Consider the following 23357-nt stretch of genomic DNA (forward strand, 5'->3'; position numbering starts at 1 on the left):
TTATAAAAAATATCGAAATGGAATTAAGCTATTGGGAACTTAAAAATTGGTTTACAAATGTAGATTTCACCATTGTAGGTAGTGGAATTGTAGGTTTGCATGCAGGATTGCGCTTACGCGAAAAATTTCCGAAAGCTAAAATTTTGATTCTCGAGAAAGGAATGTTGCCACAAGGAGCCAGTACCAAGAATGCTGGTTTTGCTTGCTTCGGAAGTCTTTCGGAAATAATTGAAGATTTAAAAACACATACCGAAGAAGATGTAATCCAGCTTATCGAAAAACGCTGGAGAGGGCTACAATTATTACGTAAACGTTTAGGAGATTATGCAATCGATTTTAAGCCTTATGGAGGATATGAATTATTCTTAAAGGAAGATGAAAATGGATATGACGAATGTTCAAGCAAATTATCTTTTGTAAATGAAATTCTCAGACCACTTTTTAAAACAGATGTTTTTGCTAAAGAAATAGATCGTTTTGAGTTTAAAGGTATTCATGAGTATTTAGTTTTTAATCCTTTTGAAGGACAAATTGATACTGGTAATATGATGCAGGCATTGCTAAAAGAAGCAATTGAAGCTGATATTTTAATCTTGAATCAACAAACAGTAACTTCCTATTTGGATACAGGGAAGAATGTCGAAATAATGTTGAAGGATTTTACTTTTACTACAAATAAAATTCTTTTTGCTACCAATGGATTTGCTAATACACTTACAAACGGTGGAGTTAAACCTGCCAGAGCACAGGTTTTAATTACCGAACCAATTCCTGATTTAGAAATTAAAGGCACATTTCATTTAGATAGAGGGTATTATTATTTTAGAAATGTGGGTAATAGGATTTTATTGGGAGGAGGACGAAACCTGGATTTTGAGACAGAAACTACCACTGAATTTGGGAACACAGAAATAATACAAAATAAATTGGAAGATTTGTTGAAAAATGTAATTTTACCAAATCAAAAAACAGATATCGCTCATAGATGGAGCGGGATAATGGGAGTAGGAAATAGTAAAAACCCTATTGTAACTCAATTATCAGAAAATGTATATTGCGGCGTTCGATTAGGAGGAATGGGAGTAGCAATAGGAAGTTTAATAGGAACAGAATTAGCAGATTTAATATAATGGCAGTAACCAAAAAACCGGCACCAAAAAAACCGGCACCAAAAAAAACAACACCAAGTAAAGCAAAACCAGCAGCGAAAAAGAAAAATCGCTCGTTTGGGAGCAAAATTGCTCGTTTCTTTTTTAAGCTACTTTTATGGTTCTTTGGGCTTTCAATATTTTTTGTAGTTTTCTTTAAATATGTTCCTGTGCCCTTTACGCCTTTAATGGTAATTCGTGGTATTGAAAATAAGTTGGCAGGCAAAGAAAATTATTTTAGTCACGATTGGGAACCAATAGAAAATTTATCGATGAACTTGCAAAAAGCAGTTATTGCAAGTGAAGATGGAACTTTCTTAACACACAATGGTTTTGACTTTAAGGCATTGCAAAAAGCATATAAAAGTAACGAACGCGGTAGAAGAATAAGAGGAGGAAGTACGATATCGCAACAAACTGCCAAAAATGTATTTTTATGGCAAGGGAAAAGCTATTTCCGTAAAGGGCTAGAAGCTTATTTTACAGTTTTAATCGAATTGGTTTGGGGAAAAGAACGTATTATGGAGGTATATCTTAATAGTATCGAAATGGGCGATGGTGTTTATGGAGCCGAGGCTGCAGCGCAACATTGGTACCGTAAGAGCGCAAAGAGTCTTACACCTATACAAGCTGCGGGAATTGCAGCTATCTTGCCAAATCCACGAAAATTTAAAGCAACTGGGTCATCTAGTTATATTAATAAAAGAAAAAATAAGATTGTTAAAGTAATGCGTAGCGTTGGTAAAATTAATTATGATGGTACCAAAAAAGGGACTTAGTATTCTGTTTATTTTAGCAACCACTTTTGTTTTTGCCCAAAGTAGAACCAGTGAGATTGGATTGATTACCGATAATGATTTATATACATCGTCTAAAAATGACATGTATTATACAAATGGTTTAGAGCTTTTCTACCGTTTTTTATCTAAGAATGACAACGAAAAGATAAACAAGAAAATTACAGAATTTCGTCTTGGACAATATATCTATAATCCAAGATTTATTAATCAATCGGCTGTTGATAAAAATGACCGTCCTTTTACAGGATATCTTTTTGTTGAAGCAGGTCGAAGTTTTTTTTATCAAAGCGAATCGGTTTTAAAGACAGATTTTCAGTTAGGTTTTATGGGCCCAAATGCTTTAGGGAAAGAAACCCAGGAAAGTTTCCACCATTTAATAGGGTATAAAAATGTTTATGGTTGGGAAAATCAGCTTAGTAATGCTTTTGCCGTGCAGGCGCATGTTATGTATTCTAAGAAATTATTCCCAACGAAATACAATGATTTTATTGATCTTCATTTTCAGTCTGAAGCAAATCTTGGGACTATTTTTACGGGAGTTTCTACAGGATTATTAACTCGAATTGGTTTTAAGAGATTACTCTCAATTTATGACTCTAATTTGCATGATGCTTCAGTAAGTTTCGAACCACAATTCAATATTAGAGAGTTTTACTTTTACGCAATGCCAAGCGTTAATTATCAATTTTATGATGCTACGATTCAGGGTAGTATGTTTAACAATTCAAGTCCAATAACTTTTGACCTACAACCGCTTCGTTTTAATGCAGAGTTTGGTTTAAAATACCGCCACAATAATTTTAATATGTCTTATTCTTTTATTTATCGTGGCAAAGAATTAAAGGGAGACCCTTATAATACCAATACGGGGTATTTTTACGGTTCTATTCGATTTGGGTATTTGTTGAAGTAGGACTTATTTTCTTAATGATATTTTGAGTTTATCTTTTTAAAAAAATTAGGAATTGATTTATTTTGATTAGATTAGACTTTGTTTTGAAAAATCTAACTAAGAAAATAACCTATAAATGACTACAAACATACCTAAACAATCTATTAATCAATTAAAAAAAACTCTTGAGAATTTTAAAATTAGCGATGCAATTGAATTGTGTACTAATGAAGCTCAAACACGTAAATTTTTAATTGAACCATTTTTCGAAATGTTAAACTTTGTTTCGAATGATTTAATACCAGAATACAATGCTGATTTTGGTGAACGCATAAGTCAAAAAATTGATTATGCTATTTTGCTAAATAAGAAAGATACAATTTTAGTAGAGGCAAAAAAGTATAATAGTAGATTAAGTGATAAAGAAGCGGGTCAGCTAAACGGGTATTTTAATAATACTAAAAATTCAAGAATTGCGGTATTGACAAATGGAATCGAATATAGATTTTATTCAGATGTTTTGCAGCCAAATGTAATTGATAATAAGCCTTTTTTTGTTTTTAACTTATCTAATTATTCAGATAGAGATTTAGAGACGCTAATTAAGTTTGATAAGAGGTATGTTGTTATTAATGAAATTATTAAAACTGCACAAGAAGCAGTTTTTGTCGAAGATTTTGAAAATAGTCTATTAAAAGAATTGATTGCTCCTTCAAAGGATTTATTGAAAATTATTCATAGAAATATGAATTTTAAAACTAAATTCAATGACGATACTCAAGGTAAAATGATAAGTATGATTAATTCATCTTTATTAAAATCTCTTTATGATAAAAAAGTCATTGCTGAATCAAACTCCAATACTGGTGGAATTATTACAACTGAATCTGAAATTCAAGCATATCATACAATAAGAACATTACTTATTCAAAATAAAAAAATTCCAAATGAAAGAATTTTTTATAGAGATTTTAAAAGCTTCTTTAATATTAGTATTGATGATAATGTCAAAAAAGTGATTTGTAAGTTGGTTTTTAATGATTCAAAAATGAAGATTCTTATTGAAAATAATGAGTATCTGCTAACGAGCATTGATGATGTTTTGAAATATAAAAATGAATTAACTAATAGAACACTTTCTTTGATAGAATAAATAAAAATAAATTAGAGTGAGTACGAAGTCAGGAGACTTCGTACAGCGGATTAAATAAATCACTATTGTTTATTTACCATTCCATAAAAGCAATAAAGTGATTATCAGGATCTTTTAGGAAAAGTACTTTTCCACCAGGAAAATCCCATGGACCTGAAAATGTGCCTGCAGGTAATTTTTCTATATCAGATTCATTGCTTTGAGGGAGTTGGTTTTTTATAAGTGTGTCGTATAATTGGTCTACCGATGCTTCATATATTTCTATATTTCCTTCATTAATAGGTTTTTGTAAGGTACTTATTTTTAATTCGACATGACTGTTAATCGGTGCAAAGAAGGTTTTTGCTTTGTTAGTAAAGGTTTCGGTTTTGAGATCAAAAACTTTTTGATAAAAATCAAAAGAAGCTTCGAGATTAGAACTATAAAGCCAGAAATGAATTTTCATACAACTATTTTTAAGTAAAGTTAAATTAGATAGTCCAGATTTGCAATTTGTATCCGCTATCAATATCAAAAAAAAGTTCTTGTAAAATCTAAAACCTCTAATCTAGCCCTGATGGAAACGACATCCTTTTTATCCGTCTTTTTGCGGATAAAAAGATATAGTGTACAGCGGGAAATAGGTCTTTTAAAAATGAAACCTTCTGCTTCTTAAAAAAATAAGCCGCAATCACATAAGAGCGATTACGGCTTTATATCTGTCTTTTCTGGAACATTTTTAATTTGTATTTAATTTCTACGTACTAATTCAGAAATATTTAAAAATGTTATATCATAAAAAAACAAATAAATTTTTATATCAATACTCAGTCGATTTATATTGAGTAGTTTGTGTTTTGTGTAACTATATTTCATAAGACTACTATAGAAACTAATTGTTACAGTGTTACAGTGTTATTTTTATCTTTTTACTTAAAAAACACAACTTACTGTAATAAAATCGTGTTTTTGTAATAAAAATCACAAGGAGTTGTTTGTGAATTTGTACTAGTGGACATAAAAAACCGTAAATCATTTAATTTAAAAATAATTTACGGTTTTGAACTCACTTTTATTTGAGCAAGAATTTCTAGATACTTATTGTTTTATGTAATTTCCAGGCAGATGTCCTTTTGATTCCATTTTTGTATCGGATGTTTTTACAAAGTTAAATCGGATTATGGAACCTTCTTTACCTTGAGAAAAATCAGATACATATAAATTTGGGCTAGAAGATATTTCTTGTGGTAATGTATTAGAGAACTTGGTTGTTTGTTTGCTAAAAGAAAAAGAATCACCTGTTGTGGTATATTTTATATCACGTGATGTAAAAGTTAATATTGCTCCAGAAGTTTCCTCTTTCCAAGTTCCTTGAATCCAGTTAGGGGGATTAAAAATGCCATAAGTATCTTCATCGTTAGATGAGCAAGAAGTAATAATAAGCATTAAACTAAATAATAGAATAATTTTTTTCATGTATAATAATTAAAAGATTAAATAATGGAAATATAACAAGAGGCTATGTTTTGTTATATTGCTCCTTAAATTCAAAAAACGTACCATTTATTAAGCATTAACTACGTTTTAACTCTTGTTTTATCAAGATTTAGAACAAGAAGCTTTGTTTGCAATAATTAGAAAACAGAGTATTTATTTTCTTAACTTAGTTTTTTTAACAGAAATATTAAAATAATTTTAAGATATAAATAATTGTATTTCAGTTGATTGGTTTTTATTTTAAAAATAAATGAAAAATATTTTATTTAATATGTCCAATTCTGAAAGTTCGATTGTTATTAGGGTATAACAATTAAAAATTTAAACAAAATGGAATCAAGAATTAACATTCAGGAAAAAGGACAAAGCGCATTAAAACCACTTTTTGGAATTGGAGCATATTTAAAAAAATCGGCAGTAGAAGAAATGCTATTAGAATTAGTTTACTTTAGAGTATCACAAATTAATGGTTGTGCTTATTGTCTGGATATGCATTCTAAAGATTTGCGTGCCAAAGGAGAAACAGAGCAACGTATATATGGTTTGAGTGCTTGGCGTGAGACTCCGTATTATACTGAGAGAGAAAGAGCAGCACTGGCCTGGGCTGAAGCATTAACAAAATGTGAAGTGCCAGATTCAGTTTACAACGAAGTGAAAAGTCAATTTTCAGATGAAGATTTAATCGATTTAACGATGGCAATTACAACAATCAATACTTGGAATCGTATTAATCTTGCATTTCCATATGGAGTAGGTACCTATCAGGTTGGACAATTTGGAGGTTAATTAAACGATTCAATAATAGTAAAATAATAAGAAATGGAAGAATTTGTATTGATATTTAGAAGAGATAGCATAACCAAAGAAATTCAGCCTTCGCCAGAAGAAATGCAATCATCAATTAAATTATGGCAAGATTGGTTAGGCGGAATCGCTGCTCAGGATAAATTGGCTAGACCACTACAACGCTGGGATGGTGAAGGTAGAGTTGTGAAGCAAAATAATAATGTAACTAATGGACCTTTTGTAGAAATTAAAGAAGCAATAGGTGGTTTAATTATGATTAAAGTAGCTAATTATGACGAGGCAGTAGAAGTTGCCAAAGGTTGCCCAATCCTTTTATGGGGCGGAAATGTAGAAATACGAATGGCTGTTGTTTTTGAGGGTCATTAACTAAAAATGAAAAATGCTTTTGTATTTTATGAAAGCATCAGGATTTTATTTTATGGAAGACAATCAGCTTTTACCACATTTATTTAGAACAGAGTATCGAAAAATAGTTTCGGTGCTCTGTTATTTATTTGGGATTAATCATATCGAAATTGCCGAAGATATTGTGAGTGATACATTTCTTTCGGCTACCGAATTGTGGAGTTTAAAAGGGATTCCCGATAATCCGACTGCTTGGCTTTATACGGTTGCCAAAAATAAGACAAAAAATTATTTAAAACGTGATGCTCTTTTTGAGCAAAAACTTTCGGTAGAAATAAAACATAATGCTCCTAAAGCCGAAGAAATCGAGATAGATTTATCTAGCAAAAATATTATAGATAGTCAGCTTGCTATGATTTTTACGGTTTGTGACCCTTGTATTTCGTCTGAATCGCAGGTTGCGCTTGCGCTAAATTTGCTTTGTGGTTTTGGAATCCAAGAGATTGCGGACGCTTTTTTGACTAATAAAGAGGTTATTTATAAACGTATAAATCGAGCGAAAGACAAGCTAAAAACGGAGCAAATAAAAATTGAACAACCCTCTTTAAATGAGATTGATAAAAGATTAGATACTGTTTTAACAACCATATATTTATTGTTTTCTGAAGGATATTATTCGACTTCCCAGAATACGATTTTGCGTAAAGACCTTTGCGTCGAAGCAATGCGATTGTGTTACTTACTTATCGAAAACGAAGGGACCAATAAACCAGCGGTAAATGCTTTATTTGCGTTGATGTGTTTTCACTCTTCGAGATTTGAAGCTAGAATGAACGAAAATGGCGAAACGATTTTATATGAAGATCAAGATGAAACTCTCTGGAACAAAGAATTAATAAATAAAGGTGAAGAGTATTTAAGTAAATCCTCAACTGGAAATAAAATATCAAAATATCATCTTGAGGCAGGAATAGGGTATTGGCATACGCATAAAGAAGATACAGCCGAAAAATGGGAGAATATTCTGCAATTATATAATAGTTTATTGATTCTGGAATATTCGCCAATTGCAGCTTTAAACAGAACTTATGCTTTGGCAAAAACTAGTGGAAAAACCGTAGCGATACAAGAAGCAGAAAAATTAAATCTCTCCGATAATCATTTTTACTATTCATTATTAGGTAATCTATACACAGATATCGATAATGAGAAAGCGTTGCAACATTTTAAAATAGCTTTAAAACTAGCCAATACAACAGCAGATAAATCGACAATTATTAAAAATATAGATAGACTTATTATTTCAGAATAATAATAAAATTAAATAGGGTTCCGCTTTAATTAAAGTGGAACCCTATTATTTTTAAATATACACGATTTTAGTCTTCGTTCTTTTTGTCTAAATGTTCTTCAGGACTGTCTATTCCTTTTAAATATGTTGGTAAATTTAATCCTGCCATATTAAACAAGTCGTTTAAAGGAGGAACAGTTTTCATCATCCCAGAAACAAAGTTTGCGGTAGATGAATTACCGTTTTCATTTTGTCCGCTGCCAGAATCCCAAACAGTAATTTTATCAATTTTAATATTTTTAACAGCCTCAACTTGTATTCTTACTAGTTCTGGTAGTTTTTCTAATAACAGTAATTGGAATGCTTTACTTGGATCTCCACCAGCTGCAGCCACAACTTCTTTGTAACCTTCTGCTTGTTTCGTTAAAATCTCAAAAAGGCCTTTTGCTTCAGCTTCCATTTTAGCAAAAATCGCATCTGCTTCTCCTTTTGCATTTTCTCTTATCGTTTCTGCAGCAGCTTGTGCTTCGATAATGGCTCTTTGTTTAGCAATTTCGGCAGGAATTACAATGTTTGCAATTTGTGTAGAACGTTCTCTTTCTGAACGTGCTAATTCGGCTATTTGTTCTGCTACATAAGATTCTTCCAGAGCTTTTGCTTGTTGTACTTTTTCGGCAGTAATTGCAATACGTAGTGATTCCGCTTCTTTTTCTCTACGAAGTGCTTCTGAATTTGCAATAGCAATTCTTGCTTGGTTTTCTCCCTCAATAGCAATCGCATTAGCCTCTGATGTTTTAACTCTGGTATCTCTGTCTGCTTCTGCTTTTCCAATGGTTTCATCTTTTGCAGCAGTTGCAATACTAATTTCTCTGTCTTTTTGGGTAATAGCAATCTTTACATCTCTATCTCTGTGAGTTTCGGCTATTTGAGTGTCTTTTTCTCTATCGGCTAGTGCTTTTCCTGTTTCTCCTATTTTTTCTTGTTCAGCGACACTAATTTTGGCTTCGTTAATTGCTTTTGCGGCAGCTTCTTTTCCTAATGCTTCAATATAACCTGATTCATCTTTAATGTCGGTAACGTTTACGTTGATTAATTTTAAACCGATTTTTTTCAGTTCACTATCAACGTTTTTAGAAATGTTGTCAAGGAATTTATCACGGTCAGAGTTAATTTCCTCAATAGTCATTGTTGCAATTACCAAACGTAATTGACCAAACAAAATATCTTTGGCTAATTCCTGAATTTGTTCAGATGATAATCCTAAAAGTCTTTCTGCTGCAGTATTCATACTATCAGATTCGGTAGAAATAGCAATTGTAAAACGACAAGGAACATCTACTCTAATGTTCTGGCGGCTTAAAGCATTTGTTAAGTTTGCCTCGATTGATAAAGGTTTTAAGTCTAAGAATGCATAGTCTTGGATTACTGGCCAGATAAAAGCACCTCCACCGTGAACACATTTTGCTGATGTACCTCCAGTACGCCCGTAAATGACTAATATTTTGTCAGATGGGCAACGTTTGTATCTCGATACTAATGCTGAGATTGTTGCAAATAAAACTACAGCTGCAACGACTATGATTATCATTGGTGTCATCATGTTTATTAAATTATTTCTACTATTAGGATATTGTCGTTTTCTATTTTTACGACTTTTACGACTGCACCAGATGCAATTGTATTCTTTTCGGTCATTGCTTCTAATTCGTGAAATGCACCATTTACACTAATCATAATTTTACCTTTTCCTTTCTTACTTTCGGGAATCGTTAAATAAACTTCGGCAGTTTTGTTTAATGTATTTATGATTTTAAAAGAATTGTCTTCGGCTAATTTTTGTAGTTGTTTAATAATTATGAAAAACAAAAAGACAAACACAATTCCGACCAATAGAGCTAAAATGACAATTAAGGTTTTATTAGGAACGGTTGCATAAAAGGAAATTCCTGTCCAGCTAAAGCCTAAAAGAAAATTAATTAAATTCCTTAATGAGAATAAATGAAACTGTTCGTCAGTGCCTCCTAAATCAGTATCAAAATCAGCATCAAGCCCATGAAAGGAGTCAGCACCAATAAATGATAGGATAGTTTGAATAATAAAAATTACACTTGTAGGTATAGCAACAAACCAAAAGGCGCGGAGCAAAGGATCTAAGTTCTCTAACATTTCCATAATTGTGATTCTTTTTAGCTAAAAAAGCCTTTAGCTTCTTTATAAATAGATAGCATTTTGTATTTGCTATAAATTTTTTGCAAAAGTAGAGCTAGTTTAAATCAGCAAGGACCACAATAAGGTTTTAAAGTAAAAGAATAAGTTTGAATATATGTGAGTGATTTTTAGAGTATTATAAAAAAAAGAAAACCCTTGTAAAAACTAATTTACAAGGGTTTATTGTTTTATTTTGTGGAGAATACCGGATTCGAACCGGTCACCTCTTGCCTGCCAGGCAAGCACTCTAGCCAAATGAGCTAATCCCCCAAAGTGATTGCAAATAAAGTCAATTAATTATCAAAAAACAAATTTCAAATAGTATCGACTGAAAATATTCTTCAAAACCGTAACTTTACAATAAAAACAACAATATGAGTTCAGAAAATCAAAATGGTTTACTTCATACCATAATCCAAAATAAAATAGCAACTATTGAGTTTGGTCATCCGGCTAGTAATTCTTTTCCTAGAACTTTGCTTAATAAACTAACTAAGGAAATTGATAATTTGAGTAAAGATAAGTCTGTAACAGTTATTATTTTAAGAAGTGAAGGAAGTGGTGCTTTTTGTGCAGGAGCTTCTTTTGATGAACTTTTAGCAGTTGAAAATGAAGAACAGGGAACCGAATTTTTCTCTGGATTTGCACATCTTATCAATGCTATGCGCAATTGTTCTAAAATAATTATAGGGCGTATTCAGGGCAAAGTTGTTGGAGGTGGAGTTGGTATTGCTGCTGCTTGCGATTATGCTTTTGCAACGCAAGATAGTTCTGCTAAACTTTCGGAACTTGCTATCGGGATTGGACCTTTTGTTATAGAACCAGCTGTTTCTAGAAAAATAGGGAAAACGGCAATGACTGAGATGACTCTTGCTGCTCACGAATGGAAATCGGCAATTTGGGCAAACCACAAAGGTCTTTTTGCCAAAGTGCTTGAAAATGAACTGGAGTTGGATGAAGAATTATCTCATTTTGCTTTAAAATTAGCAAGTTATAATCCTGATGCATTGGCAGAGATGAAGAAAGTTATTTGGGAAGGAACAGAAAATTGGGATTCATTACTTTCTGAACGCGCTCGTATTTCAGGAAAATTAGTTTTGTCTGATTTTACAAAAAAAGCCTTGGCACAATTTAAAAATTAATAAATATGAATATTGTTTTATTCGCTCTTAAAGTGGACGTTGCAGAGAAAATGAAGTCTGCTCCCGATGCAAGTTATCAAATAGGAGTAGTTATAGGTTCCTTTATTCCGTTCGTGATTTTAGTAGGAGTTGCCTATTGGATGTATAGTAGAGCCAAAAAAAGAGAAAAAAACGGTTTTTAATTTTGTAAATTTGCAATCTAAAATACAACTCGATGAGTAATATCAGAATTACAAAACAATTTAGTTTCGAAACAGGACATGCGCTTTACGGATATGATGGAAAATGTAAAAATGTCCACGGACATAGTTATAAACTTTCTGTAACAGTTATTGGCTCTCCAATTACAGACCGTGATAATGTAAAGCATGGAATGGTAATTGATTTTTCGGATTTAAAGAAAATTGTAAAAGAAGAAATCGTTGATCAGTTTGATCATGCTACCGTTTTTAATGAAACGACACCACATATAGAATTAGCAAAGGAATTAAAAAACCGTGGACATCACGTGATTTTAGTTGATTATCAGCCAACAAGTGAAAATATGGTTGTTGATTTTTCTGAAAGAATTATCAAAAGATTGCCAACAAATATCTCTCTTTTCTCTTTAAAACTTCAAGAAACTGAATCATCATTTGCTGAATGGTACGCAAGCGATAATTTGTAATCGAAATCTATTTTCATGCAATTACCCAATAATAAAAAAGTATATTTTGCTTCCGATCAACATTTTGGAGCACCAACACCTGAGTTAAGTTTTCCCCGCGAACAAAAATTTGTTGCGTGGCTTGATGAGGTAAAAAAAGATGCTGAAGCAATTTTTTTATTAGGTGATTTATTCGATTTTTGGTTCGAGTATAAAACCGTTGTGCCAAAAGGATTTATTCGTGTTTTGGGTAAATTGGCAGAAATTCGCGATAGCGGAATCCCTATATATTTCTTTGTAGGGAACCATGATTTATGGATGAGTGACTATTTTCAGACTGAACTTAATATTCCTGTTTATCATGATAATGCAGAATTCACTTTTGGAGTTAAAACATTTCTGATTGGTCATGGCGACGGAAAAGGTCCTGGAGATAAAGGATATAAAAGAATGAAAAAAGTCTTTACAAATCCGTTCTCAAAATGGATTTTTCGTTGGCTCCACCCAGATGTTGGTGTAAAATTAGCCCAATACTTATCTGTAAAAAACAAATTGATTTCTGGCGACGAAGACGTGAAATTCTTGGGTGAAGAAAACGAATGGTTGGTATTGTATGCTAAACGCAAACTTGAAACCAAGCATTATAATTATTTTGTTTTTGGTCACCGTCATTTGCCTATGATTATTTCTGTAGGTGAGGATTCTAATTATGTAAACCTAGGGGATTGGATAGGATATTTTACCTACGGTGTTTTCGACGGTGAAACTTTTGAACTAAAAGAATTCGGGAAATAATTGCCTTGTTCGTTTAACTACTTAAGTTTGATTATAACAAGTATTCAAAAGTTTATATTCTCTTAAATTGTTTAAGTAGATTGGGTAAGAGTGAACCATTTAAGTTATGTAAGTTCATTTAATGCAAGTATTCTAAATCTTATATTTTCTTAAATGACTTATATGGTTGGAATAATTTTATTGAATTATGTTGAAGTTTTAGAAAAACTTAGATAGTTAATGATATAAGTTCATTTAAGCCGAATACTTTAAAACTTATATTTTCTTAAATGACTTATATGTTTAAAGCTACCTAATAATTACTTTTTCTTATTCGGGTAAATAGCAATTTTATGTGTTCTTAACATATAATTGGAGTCTTTGGATGCTTTAGAAAGTCGAAAACTAATTACTCCCGATGGTTTTTTCGGCATATGACATTCTATGCAATTATCTTTTAGTAAGTTATCCGAGATTGTTTTAATTGTTGGCGTATTGTGTTTTACAGTGTTATGGCAACTCATACATATTTTTGAGTATGTAGCTAAGTTTTTTGTTGCATTTTCATGTGGATTATGACAAGAAATACAATCCATAGTTTCGCTTTTTGTAAAACATTTACTTTGTAGTAATAACTTAAATTGGTTTCCGTGCACATCAAAATCGGTTGTGTCGGTTGGGCTATGCGAACTTCTAAAATACTCCGAAAGATTGTCTCCGGGTTTAAAGTCAAATCTAGATTTCATTTTCATTCCGTCATTTCCAGAATGACATAATGCACAAGCGTCTAATTTTTGTTGTCTGGTCAATGATTTATAGGTAACAATGTTTTTTGCAACTTTTAAGTCAGGGAATTTTAAGTGTTGGTTAACGTGTTCTTTGGCAGGTCCGTGGCAACGCTCACAGTCAATACCATAAACGATTGTTTTTTTATTAATCACATCTTCTACATCCATAGACATAAAGTTCTTGTCTTTAGAGCTTTGGTCTACATTTCTGCTGCTTATATTAGAGCTATGGCATCCGTAACAATCTTTGACCACCTTTCGGTCAAAATAAGGTTTTTCAGCCGAAAACCCTGGGCTTGTTGCCCAACTATGAACAGATGTGTAATAGGAAAGCGGCAATTCGTATGTATTGTTATTACGCCAGAATACGGAAGTTTGAGCGTGTTTGGTTCCAAAAACTATTTCGAGTTTGCGGGCTTCAACTTCTTTTCCGTTTTTGTATAAAACCTGATAAAGACTATCATTTCGTTCTTCCATGACCATCTTGGTGTTTTTATCGTAAACAAAAACATGGTCTCCAGAATTAAAATTACCTAAAACATTCCCCTTTATAGCTGCTGCGGTTGCTTTATAGTGTGAACTTTGTATTGCTTTTTGATATACGGCTTGATGACATTGTATGCAGCTTTCGGAGCCAGCATAATCGGTTCCGCGTGGATCAATATATTCATCGGATTTATTGCTGCAGTTAGATAATAAAACAACTAAAAATAAAAGGATAAAAAGCGTACTGGTATTTTTCATTAATGTAAATATACTTTTTTTTGAATAAAATCAAAATATATTTAATTATGAAAGAATTGATGTTAAAAAACAGAGAATTTATCTTAATTTAAGCCAACTCCGTAAACATATTCTTCAAGTTCAATCTTAAATAAAGAACCTTTTACCAAATCTTCAATCGCTTTTAGTTCATCCATAGAAACAGCTAAATCTATTTGGGTACAAGGAGTTTTTAGCAAAAACTTATGGCATTTGTTTTTTAAAGCACATTCATCACAACATGCATTTGTAAGTAAACTATCTTCGATTAAATCATCAAAATCTTTTAGTTCAGATACTGAAAAGTAGAACCCTGTTTCTTTAAAAATCAGTTGTATTTTGTCAAAAAGGGTCTCATTATGGTTTTTCCAATAAAAGGAAATTCCAAAGTCGTTATGATATATTTGTTCTATTTCTCTCATGTTCTTCAATTATAGAAACAAATATAATTATTATTTATATCAATTCTAAATAAAAAAATCATAAAATAGGTTAATTTTTGTTAACGAAATAAATAGTCTAAAATTAGATTAGGTGAGTTTTGATCAACATTCTTAATTATTGCATTAAAAAGGGGGAATGAACCATATAAGTTATATAAGAAAATATAAGACGAAGCTTATTTGCGTAAAGCTTAAATGAACTTATATAACTTATATGGTTTTATATAACTGAACTAAATGATTTAAAAATTGCCTGATTTATTTAAGCCACTTATAAATGCTATCTAGAAATTCTTTTTGTTGGTCTACAAATAAATAATGAGAGCAGTTTTCGATAGATATGAAATTTTGTTTGCCAACAATATTCTTTAAAGCAGCGATTTCTGAAGCAGAAAAAATACCATCTTGTTTTCCATATATAGCATAAATAGGCATTCCTTTCTTTTTTAATTGCTGAAGAATAGGCTTTGTATCGATATTGTTTTGCTTTTCATTTTTATAAAACAACAGAGGAGCATTTTTATTTCGAATATTCGTTTTATAAAAATCACTTATTTCATATTGATGATATAATGCTTTAGATTCAGTTGTAGGTTTTGGTATTTTAAAGAAACTATTCTCTCCAGCCAGTTCGAAGCAACCTTTTCTATATTCAGCAGAATTTTTGTCAAGTTTTTCTACATGAGAAACTTTATCAAGCATAGCTAAATCATTATTCTTAGTATAGATTTTTTTGACAGAATCCAGAATATGATTGTACGTTTTTTGTTGTGAAAATAAAGCTCCGATAAGAATTAGAGAATTAATTTTTTCAGGATATTTTTCAGAATAAAGTGTAGCAACCAAGCCGCCAAAACTATGAGCGAGTAATGTTGCTTTTTTTAGATTGTAAGTTTTATAAATGGCATTTAAATCCTTAAAGGCTTCATTATAGGTAAATGTGGCATTTGGGTCTGTAGATCTTCCTTCGCCTCTACGGTCATATGCAATTACATAAAACCCTCTTTTAGAAAGTTCTTCGGCAGTATTAGTGCCTTCAAAAAGAGTAGCGTTTCCACTTGGTCCACCGTGGATGAATATAATTGGTGTATCCGTTTTGTTTCCGTATGTTTTTATATATAATGCTTGAGCATTCGCTAAGAATGTCAAAAAAAGAAACGAGAATAAGAATGTTATTTTCATTTACTACATGTTTTGATGGTCTTCCATGTCTTTTTGTAAATCTAGTTTTCTAAAAGTTGGAGACGATATTCCAAAACCTAAAACAGTTAATAGTGTCATGCTTCCGCCAAAAACTACTGAAATTACAGGTGTCATTAATCTAGCAGTTAAACCACTTTCAAAAGCTCCCAATTCGTTAGATGAACCTACAAACATGGAGTTTACTGCAGCAACACGACCACGCATATGATCCGGAGTTTTTAGTTGTAAAATGGTTTGTCGGATAACAACCGAAATTCCATCGGCAATACCACTTAAAAATAAAGCGGCAACCGAAAGCCAGAATATGGTAGAAACACCAAAGAGAATAATGCATAGTCCAAAAACAAAAATAGCGCCCAAAAGTTTCATTCCCGCTTTTTTATACAAAGGAACATAGGCAGAGATTAGCATCGTAATAAAAGCTCCAATTGCCGGAGCGGCTCTTAATATACCAAATCCTTCTGGGCCAACTTTTAAAATGTCTTGAGCAAATATGGGTAACAAAGCAACTGCTCCACCAAACAGAACTGCGACCATATCCAGAGATAATACACCTAAGATGGTTTTGTTGTTAAATACAAACTTGATTCCTTCTTTTAAACTTTCCATGATTGGTTCACCAATTTTTGGATTCAAAATAGGTTTGGTACTTATTTGTGATAAGGCAATTAAGGCAAAAAGTGAACAGGCAAAAACAGAACACATAGACCAATGTACGCCAATCCAGTTAATAGAGAAACCCGCAATTGCAGGGCCTAAAACAGAACCTACTTGCCAAACAGAACTACTCCAGGTTGCAGCATTTGGGTATAATTTTTTGGGAACAATTAAAGATATAAGGGAGAAAATTGTTGGGCCTAGAAAAGCTCTTACTAATCCGCCTAAAAAAACCAAAAAGTAAATAGAATATAAAATAGCTTCTTTAGAGAAACCACTTACTACTTTTGGCCATGTCAATAAAAATAAACCAAAACTAATAACCGAAAAGCCTAAAATACATTTTACTAATAATCCCTTTTTTTCATTTTGATCTACAATATGACCAGCAAACAGGGCCATAGAAACTGCAGGAATTACTTCCATCAAACCTATAATTCCTAGCGAAAGAGGATTTTTGGTTAAACTATAAACTTCCCATTCGATTACAATAAATTGCATTGACCAGGCAAAAACCATGGCAAAACGCAATAATAAAAAAACATTAAATTCTCTGATACGCAATGCTGCGTATGGGTCATTTTTCTTGGCTTTATCTTTCATGTTACTGGATATCTTTTAACATTAATTGAGTAGAAACGTTGCCATTCCATTCGTTTTCTGAGATGCAATAAGCTGCTTGAAATGGTTTTTGATTAGTTGTAAGATCTAATTTTTTGCCTAAACCAAATCCTATTGCCGAAATTCCTTCGGTCCCGAGACTTCGGGATTGCTTTACAAAAAGTTTAAGATGGTCTTCATCTGCACCCATTGCTTTTGCATAACCTGTATCTTTTATGTTTTTGGTCATAAAAACAGGAGTCATATTAAGAGGCCCAAAAGGTTCGAACTGTTTTAAGATTCGAATTAATTTTGGAGTAATATCTGTAAAATTGATTTCGGCATCGATCTCAATTTCGGGAGTTAGTATTTCGGGTAGAATAGTTTTTTCTACTTGTCTTTCAAAAGCTTCTTTAAAAGCAGGATAATTTTCTTCTTTTAAAGTCATTCCGGCTGCATACATATGTCCTCCAAATTGTTCTAAATGAGAGGAACAAGCATCAAGAGCATTATATACATCAAAACCTTTTACAGATCTTGCCGAAGCAGCATATTTATCACCGCTTTTTGTAAAAACAAGCGTGGGGCGATAATACGTTTCTATTAATCGGGAAGCTACAATACCAATTACGCCTTTGTGCCAGTCTTCCTGAAAAACAACTGTCGAAAAGCGATTCTGTTCCTGATTTTGTTCTATTTGCTGAAAAGCTTCTTTGGTAATTTGTTTGTCTAGATCCTTACGGTCGGCATTGTATTTTTCTATTTCAGATGCAAATTGTTGCGCTTGTTCAAAGTTGAATTCAGTTAATAATTCGACAGCGTGATTACCGTGTTTGATACGACCAGCTGCATTAATTCGTGGAGCTATGATAAAAACAACATCGGTAATGTCGAGTACTTTTTTCTTTACTTGGTGAACCAAAGCTTTTATTCCTGGTCTTGGATCACTATTAATAACTTGTAAGCCGTAATAAGCTAAAACTCTATTTTCACCCGTCATTGGTACAATATCTGCAGCAATTGCAGTTGCAACCAAATCTAAGTAAGGAAATAAATCGTCAATAGTTTGATTACGATTTGTTCCTAAAGCCTGAATTAATTTAAAACCTACACCACAACCACATAATTCATCATAAGGATAAAAACAATCTTCTCTTTTTGGATCTAAAACGGCAACCGCATCGGGAAGAAATTCTCCAGGACGGTGGTGATCACAAATAATGAAGTCTATGTTTCGTTCTTTTGCGTAAGCGACATGATCGATAGATTTTATACCACAGTCTAAAGCGATAATCAATGAAAATCCATTGTCATCAGCAAAGTCAATTCCCATGAAAGAAACTCCATAACCTTCGGCATAACGATCCGGAATGTAGGTTGCTACATTCGGGTAGTATGATTTTAAGTAAGAAGAAACTAAAGAAACAGCCGTTGTACCATCGACATCATAATCGCCAAAAACAAGAATGTTTTCCTGATTGGCAATTGCAAGTTCTATTCGGGAAACTGCTTTGTCCATATCCTTCATAAGATACGGATCATGAAGATGTTCTAACGATGGACGAAAGAAATTCTTAGCATCATCAAAAGTTTCAATACCACGTTGGATTAATAAAGTTGCAACAAAATCTTCTACATTTAGAACTTGAGCTAAATGTTTGATTTTATCTTCGGAAGGTTTTGGTTTTAATGTCCAACGCATGGTTGATTTTAGATTTTAGTTTAAAGTTATCTAAGATTTATTTTAGCTTATTAAAGTTGTCATTTATTAAAATAATTAAATCGTCAGAATTTTTATTTTGACTTTTAAAGTTGTAAAACTGACTATTTAAAGACTTGTCCAGTGCTTTTCCATTATTAATTTTTATTAAGTAAGGAAAACCTTTTCGATCAGAAATGGCAAATAGCATATGGGAAATATACTCTCTAGCATATGCGGATTTTAAATTTTTACCTTCCATGAAAATATATTCAATGTCGTCAGCAAGTTTCGGAATAACGTTTTTTTCAATATAGTGATGCCCGTTTTTTCGAGTATTATAACAGAAGAATTTTTTTCCTTCAATTGATGATAAATAATTAATATATCTTTTTTTAAAGCGTTTTCTTTGAAAAAAATCAAATATTAAAAAAAGTATAATAAAAGGAAGAAATAATATAGATAAAGGAATGCCTATTATAAACAGAAATATTATTACTGCAATTTCCTTTAGTCTTTCCTTCATATTTTATTAAATAATGATGTTAGCATTTATTTTTGTTTCAAAGCTTCACCTTCAAACTGAATTCCGTCCCAACCTGTGTTCATGAAATTACGGATGTTTTGATGATTGGTTCCGTTTGGATCTCCTAAAACTTCTTTAAAATAAAAAGCTCCAAAACAAGCCAAGGTTTCTTCCTTAGAAAGGTTTTGTGCTTTTGCAAGAGCAAATAATTTACAAGAACCTGAGTTTTCGCCAGTAGCATTGTGTTGAGTTCCATTCTGGAATGCAGTTGGTGTAAACGTGTAATTTTCTTCGATTACAGCAATAGTTTCAGGGAAAGTTATTTCGGTTGGAGTTTGTTTTAGTTTTTCTAAAAAGGCTTGGATTGTCATAGTTTTAAGCTTTATTGGCATCTGCTCAGTTTTGCAGATAATTTTTTTTGCCACAGATTAAAGGATTTAAAGGATTTTTTTTGAAAATATAAATTGTTCAATTTTTAATCTGTGAGAATCTTTTAATCTGTGGCATAAATTATTTTTTAGTTCTCTTCTTCTTCGTCTTCTTTGTCGTCCTTAGAAAATTTACTTTTCTTAGGTTCTTTTATTATTGTTTTTCCAGCAACAACTACGACAATTTCTCCGCGTGGAGCTGTTTTTTCAAAGTGTGCCAATACTTCTTGTGCAGTTCCACGAACGTTTTCTTCGTGTAGTTTTGATAATTCTCTGCATACACAAACTTGTCTGTCTTCACCAAAATAAGTGATAAATTCAGCTAAAGTTTTTACTAATTTATGTGGAGAAACATACAAAATCATGGTTCGGGTTTCTTCGGCTAGAGCCAAATAACGAGTTTGTCTTCCTTTTTTATCAGGCAAGAAACCTTCAAAAACAAATTTATCATTTGGTAATCCGCTATTTACCAATGCAGGAACAAAAGCGGTTGCACCGGGTAAACATTCTACTTCGATTTTATTTTCGACACAAGCACGAGTAAGCAAAAAACCAGGATCGGATATTGCAGGAGTTCCCGCATCCGAAATCAAGGCGATAGTTTCTCCGGCTTTTAATCTTGCGATTAAACTCTCGGTAGTTTTGTGTTCGTTATGCATATGATGGCTGTACATATGTGTGCCAATCTCAAAATGTTTTAAGAGTTTGCCACTTGTACGGGTATCTTCGGCTAAAATTAAATCTACTTCTTTAAGAATGCGAATGGCTCGAAAAGTCATGTCTTCAAGATTGCCAATAGGCGTGGGAACAATATATAATTTAGACATAATTTTTTCTGAATTCTGTTTAATCAATTTTTAGTTAACACAAATGATTCTATCTAACTCTTTGCGAAAGGACGCGGATTATGCGGATTCGCTATCGCGAAAACACGGATTAAAACGGATTTTATTTTTGATTGTTTTTAAATCAGTTTTAATCCGCGGCTTTACTTTTGTAAATCCGTATCATCCGCGTCCCTTTATAGACAATTTAAGTTAGTAACTCTTTACTTCATCCGTCCTTCGCTATCGCTCGAGTGTCAAAGTCCTAAAATACTTTCTTGAAATTTGTGTTTTATTTTTTATGAGAATTTTTTCTCGATAATGCTTACGAAACGTTCCGCATATTCGTCTTTTCCTTCCCAGTTGTTGTAATCTGGTTTCACCATGTTTTCAAGAAACTCATTGGCTTCGCCAAAACTATCAAATGTGATTAATTGGTTTAAAACGCGATTGTAATCTTCTGGGCTATTCCCGAAAAGATTTTTTGTAAATGCAATACGGTCGTTAAGATCAACATGAAATCCTTTTGAAAGTTTTTCGTTTAAAGAAACTGGTCTGGATTCTTCTAAAACTGCTGTTGTAGTTGTTTCTTTTGTAACTACTTCTTTCTTTTTCTCTTTAAACTCTATTGGAGCTGATGGAGTAGGAGATACGGCTTCAAAACTATCAACTTTTACAAATTGGGCATTACTATAATCAATACCTAAATCCTCAAATGAGATATGTACAACGTCTGATTTTTTTGGAGTTTCTTCTTCTGTTTCAGGAGTTAGCTCAAAAGCAGGAGAAAAATCAAGAGTTGGAGCTTCTACTACTTCTTCAACTTTTTCCTCTTCGGCTTTTATTGGTTCAGGAACTTCCGTAACAACTTCTTCTGTAATCTCTTCAGTTTCGATTACTTCTTTTAAAAATGGCTCAGGAATATCTTCGATAGATTCCTCGGTTTCCGCAACAACTTCTTCTATAATCTCTTCCGTTTTGGTTTCAATTACTTCTTTTAAAAATGGCTCAGGAATCTCTTCGATAGCTTCTTCAGTTTCTGCAACAACTTCTTCTATAACCTCTTCCGTTTTGGTTTCTATTACTGCTTCTGCAACTGGTTCAGTAACCTCTTCGATAGGAGTTTCTATAACTTCATTTACAATGATTTCTTCTTTTGCAATCGGTTCTTCGATTACAATAGTTTTTTCTGGTTGTATTGCTTCTTCTTTTTCAAATGCAGTTGCAATGGTAGTATCTATTTGGCTACGACCGATAGTTGGTTTAGCATCTTCAAAATTTTCATCAATAAATTTCAAAACGGCCAATTTTTCATATAATTTCTGCGTTTCAAGATATAATTGATTGATATCGGACTTGTTTTTAAGTTTTAAAATTCGATGTGCAATGCTGATTAAATCGGCTTCCAATTTTTTTTTCATAACGTTTGAAAATTATAATGTGTTAGGCTTGTTTATTAATGCGTATTCTTTTTGATGAAAATCAAAAAATGAAAGAAACATTGTGCAATATTTTTTTTATTTCTTTAAATTACTGCTCCCGAATCTTTGATTTGATAAAAATTTTCTACTTTTGAAAAAACGTAAAAGTATCGAATTTTTATGTTGATTTATTACCAGTACAAAGTAATAAAAACTATTCATCTTTAAAGGTAGAAAAATACAAAATGTTTCTCGAAAATACAGTAAATCACAAAGAACAATTTGGATGGATTGAAGTTATTTGTGGGTCAATGTTTTCGGGTAAAACCGAAGAATTAATCCGCAGATTAAAACGAGCTCAATTCGCCAAGCAAAAGGTCGAAATTTTTAAACCAGCTATTGATACTCGTTATCATGACGAAATGGTTGTGTCGCATGACGCAAACGAAATTCGTTCAACACCAGTTCCTGCAGCAGCAAATATTGCTATTCTTGCACAAGGCTGTGACGTTATCGGGATTGATGAAGCTCAGTTTTTTGACGACGAAATTATTACCGTTTGTAACGACCTTGCTAATCAGGGAATTCGTGTAATTGTAGCAGGATTGGATATGGATTTTAAAGGAAATCCGTTTGGGCCAATGCCGGGACTTATGGCTACAGCTGAATATGTAACTAAAGTTCACGCTGTTTGTACAAGAACAGGAAATCTGGCTAATTATAGTTTCCGTAAAACCGACAATGATAAATTGGTTATGTTAGGCGAAACCGAAGAATATGAGCCGTTAAGCCGTGCAGCTTATTATAATGCGATGAAAAAGAATCAGGAAAAATAGACTTATTATTTTTCTGGAAACAATAACTAAATAAATAATAATGCAGGAAAAAAGCAAGAAAAGAAAAGTAATTACGCAAGTAATAATAGCAGTTGTAATTGTGGCGATTCTGGCAATTTCTGCAAATTTGATTCAGTATTATTTTTTTAAAGGACCATCTGCTGTCGATAAACATATGACGGAATTGGTTAATAAGTACAATAAAAATTGTCCATTAACGATTCAGGAAGGAATTCGTTTAGACAGCGTTAGTTTAATTCAGGAAAGAGTTGCTCAATACAATTTAACCTTAGTAAATAACGACAAAGAAACTACAGATGTTGGCGCTTTAAGCAAGAACATCGAAGAAAGTTTGCTAAGTACTGCCAAGGCAAATCCGGGACTTAAAGATTTTAGAGATAATAATTTCACTCTGATTTATAGTTATAACGATAAAAAGAATGAGTTTTTATTCAAGATAAAAATAATTCCTGAGCAGTATAAATAAA

At 32.3% G+C, this 23357-nt stretch carries 26 protein-coding genes and 1 tRNA gene; 13 read left to right on the forward strand and 14 right to left on the reverse strand.

Going from position 1 to position 23357, the window contains the following annotated elements; genetic code table 11:
* The first annotated feature begins 17 nt into the window (after window positions 1-17).
* The 4 genes from SHI72_RS21295 (at window position 18) to SHI72_RS21310 (ending at window position 3993) form a co-directional block, all read left to right on the forward strand.
* Window positions 18-1130 carry an FAD-dependent oxidoreductase gene (locus SHI72_RS21295; RefSeq protein ID WP_323491336.1) on the forward strand — a complete coding sequence of 371 codons (1113 nt, stop codon included), beginning with the start codon at window positions 18-20 and terminating at the stop codon, window positions 1128-1130.
* A complete protein-coding gene (gene mtgA / locus SHI72_RS21300; RefSeq protein ID WP_039115465.1) occupies window positions 1130-1927 on the forward strand; it encodes a monofunctional biosynthetic peptidoglycan transglycosylase in 798 nt (265 codons plus the stop codon). Before SHI72_RS21295 ends, mtgA begins: the two co-directional genes overlap by 1 nt.
* On the forward strand, window positions 1902-2861 hold the full coding sequence (locus SHI72_RS21305; protein WP_323491337.1) for a lipid A deacylase LpxR family protein: 960 nt from the start codon (window positions 1902-1904) through the stop codon (window positions 2859-2861). Before mtgA ends, SHI72_RS21305 begins: the two co-directional genes overlap by 26 nt.
* 115 nt (window positions 2862-2976) lie before the next feature.
* Window positions 2977-3993 (forward strand): type I restriction enzyme HsdR N-terminal domain-containing protein, encoded by a 1017-nt coding sequence (locus tag SHI72_RS21310; RefSeq protein WP_086895673.1) that lies wholly within the window; start codon window positions 2977-2979, stop codon window positions 3991-3993.
* A gap of 73 nt (window positions 3994-4066) precedes the next feature.
* Here the strand turns inward: SHI72_RS21310 and SHI72_RS21315 are convergent, their stop codons facing one another.
* A complete protein-coding gene (locus SHI72_RS21315) occupies window positions 4067-4438 on the reverse strand; it encodes a VOC family protein (protein WP_323491338.1) in 372 nt (123 codons plus the stop codon).
* Between the two features lie 632 nt (window positions 4439-5070).
* Window positions 5071-5448 (reverse strand): membrane lipoprotein lipid attachment site-containing protein, encoded by a 378-nt coding sequence (locus SHI72_RS21320; RefSeq protein WP_323491339.1) that lies wholly within the window; start codon window positions 5446-5448, stop codon window positions 5071-5073.
* Between the two features lie 351 nt (window positions 5449-5799).
* Between SHI72_RS21320 and SHI72_RS21325 the strand changes: the two genes are divergently transcribed.
* From SHI72_RS21325 to SHI72_RS21335, 3 genes are read left to right on the forward strand one after another with little or no spacing between them, the layout of a single operon-like run.
* Complete coding sequence (locus tag SHI72_RS21325; RefSeq protein WP_039115462.1) at window positions 5800-6255, forward strand: carboxymuconolactone decarboxylase family protein; 456 nt, start codon at window positions 5800-5802, stop codon at window positions 6253-6255.
* Window positions 6256-6288: 33 nt separating this feature from the next.
* The gene (locus tag SHI72_RS21330) at window positions 6289-6642 is read left to right on the forward strand and encodes a YciI family protein (protein WP_035617460.1); all 354 of its coding nucleotides are present in this window, start codon (window positions 6289-6291) and stop codon (window positions 6640-6642) included.
* 52 nt (window positions 6643-6694) lie between these two features.
* Window positions 6695-7933: an RNA polymerase sigma factor gene (locus SHI72_RS21335; protein WP_323491401.1), complete on the forward strand. Its 1239-nt coding sequence runs from the start codon at window positions 6695-6697 to the stop codon at window positions 7931-7933.
* Window positions 7934-8000: 67 nt separating this feature from the next.
* Here the strand turns inward: SHI72_RS21335 and SHI72_RS21340 are convergent, their stop codons facing one another.
* The 3 genes from SHI72_RS21340 to SHI72_RS21350 form a co-directional block, all read right to left on the reverse strand.
* Entirely contained in the window at window positions 8001-9509 is a 1509-nt protein-coding gene (locus SHI72_RS21340; RefSeq protein ID WP_205625790.1) for a flotillin family protein, read from the reverse strand.
* Window positions 9510-9517: 8 nt separating this feature from the next.
* Window positions 9518-10084, reverse strand: a complete 567-nt coding sequence (locus tag SHI72_RS21345) for an NfeD family protein (RefSeq protein ID WP_323491340.1) — start codon at window positions 10082-10084, stop codon at window positions 9518-9520.
* 232 nt (window positions 10085-10316) lie between these two features.
* Window positions 10317-10390 (reverse strand) — tRNA-Ala (locus SHI72_RS21350).
* A gap of 104 nt (window positions 10391-10494) precedes the next feature.
* On the opposite strand from SHI72_RS21350, the gene SHI72_RS21355 reads away from it, so the two are divergent.
* From SHI72_RS21355 to SHI72_RS21370, 4 genes are read left to right on the forward strand one after another with little or no spacing between them, the layout of a single operon-like run.
* Entirely contained in the window at window positions 10495-11262 is a 768-nt protein-coding gene (locus SHI72_RS21355) for an enoyl-CoA hydratase/isomerase family protein (protein WP_323491341.1), read from the forward strand.
* Between the two features lie 5 nt (window positions 11263-11267).
* A complete protein-coding gene (locus SHI72_RS21360) occupies window positions 11268-11444 on the forward strand; it encodes a hypothetical protein (RefSeq protein ID WP_165572123.1) in 177 nt (58 codons plus the stop codon).
* Between the two features lie 32 nt (window positions 11445-11476).
* Entirely contained in the window at window positions 11477-11929 is a 453-nt protein-coding gene (locus tag SHI72_RS21365) for a 6-pyruvoyl trahydropterin synthase family protein (RefSeq protein WP_039115454.1), read from the forward strand.
* 15 nt (window positions 11930-11944) lie between these two features.
* Window positions 11945-12703, forward strand: a complete 759-nt coding sequence (locus SHI72_RS21370) for a UDP-2,3-diacylglucosamine diphosphatase (protein WP_323491342.1) — start codon at window positions 11945-11947, stop codon at window positions 12701-12703.
* A 299-nt stretch (window positions 12704-13002) separates the two neighbouring features.
* On the opposite strand, the gene SHI72_RS21375 is transcribed toward SHI72_RS21370, so the two are convergent.
* From SHI72_RS21375 to SHI72_RS21415, 9 genes are all read right to left on the reverse strand, one after another.
* On the reverse strand, window positions 13003-14214 hold the full coding sequence (locus SHI72_RS21375; RefSeq protein WP_323491343.1) for a cytochrome c3 family protein: 1212 nt from the start codon (window positions 14212-14214) through the stop codon (window positions 13003-13005).
* Window positions 14215-14297: 83 nt separating this feature from the next.
* On the reverse strand, window positions 14298-14654 hold the full coding sequence (locus tag SHI72_RS21380; protein ID WP_039115449.1) for a hypothetical protein: 357 nt from the start codon (window positions 14652-14654) through the stop codon (window positions 14298-14300).
* A gap of 279 nt (window positions 14655-14933) precedes the next feature.
* The gene (locus SHI72_RS21385) at window positions 14934-15857 is read right to left on the reverse strand and encodes an alpha/beta hydrolase (protein ID WP_323491344.1); all 924 of its coding nucleotides are present in this window, start codon (window positions 15855-15857) and stop codon (window positions 14934-14936) included.
* 3 nt (window positions 15858-15860) lie between these two features.
* On the reverse strand, window positions 15861-17138 hold the full coding sequence (locus SHI72_RS21390; RefSeq protein WP_323491345.1) for an MFS transporter: 1278 nt from the start codon (window positions 17136-17138) through the stop codon (window positions 15861-15863).
* Between the two features lies 1 nt (window position 17139).
* Window positions 17140-18837, reverse strand: coding sequence for a single-stranded-DNA-specific exonuclease RecJ (recJ, locus tag SHI72_RS21395; RefSeq protein WP_323491346.1), 1698 nt, complete (start codon window positions 18835-18837; stop codon window positions 17140-17142).
* A gap of 37 nt (window positions 18838-18874) precedes the next feature.
* Window positions 18875-19360 (reverse strand): hypothetical protein, encoded by a 486-nt coding sequence (locus SHI72_RS21400; RefSeq protein WP_323491347.1) that lies wholly within the window; start codon window positions 19358-19360, stop codon window positions 18875-18877.
* Between the two features lie 26 nt (window positions 19361-19386).
* The gene (locus SHI72_RS21405; protein WP_323491348.1) at window positions 19387-19731 is read right to left on the reverse strand and encodes a HopJ type III effector protein; all 345 of its coding nucleotides are present in this window, start codon (window positions 19729-19731) and stop codon (window positions 19387-19389) included.
* Between the two features lie 146 nt (window positions 19732-19877).
* Window positions 19878-20615 (reverse strand): 16S rRNA (cytidine(1402)-2'-O)-methyltransferase, encoded by a 738-nt coding sequence (gene rsmI, locus SHI72_RS21410; protein ID WP_039115477.1) that lies wholly within the window; start codon window positions 20613-20615, stop codon window positions 19878-19880.
* 296 nt (window positions 20616-20911) lie between these two features.
* On the reverse strand, window positions 20912-22033 hold the full coding sequence (locus SHI72_RS21415) for a hypothetical protein (protein ID WP_323491349.1): 1122 nt from the start codon (window positions 22031-22033) through the stop codon (window positions 20912-20914).
* Window positions 22034-22278: 245 nt separating this feature from the next.
* Here SHI72_RS21415 and SHI72_RS21420 point away from each other — a divergent pair, with 245 nt between their 5' ends.
* Entirely contained in the window at window positions 22279-22869 is a 591-nt protein-coding gene (locus SHI72_RS21420; RefSeq protein ID WP_039115440.1) for a thymidine kinase, read from the forward strand.
* A gap of 40 nt (window positions 22870-22909) precedes the next feature.
* On the forward strand, window positions 22910-23356 hold the full coding sequence (locus tag SHI72_RS21425) for a hypothetical protein (protein ID WP_086894733.1): 447 nt from the start codon (window positions 22910-22912) through the stop codon (window positions 23354-23356).
* The last annotated feature ends 1 nt before the right edge of the window (window position 23357 follow it).

Source organism: Flavobacterium sp. PL02 (genome assembly GCF_035013205.1).
In the GTDB taxonomy this organism is placed as follows: domain Bacteria; phylum Bacteroidota; class Bacteroidia; order Flavobacteriales; family Flavobacteriaceae; genus Flavobacterium.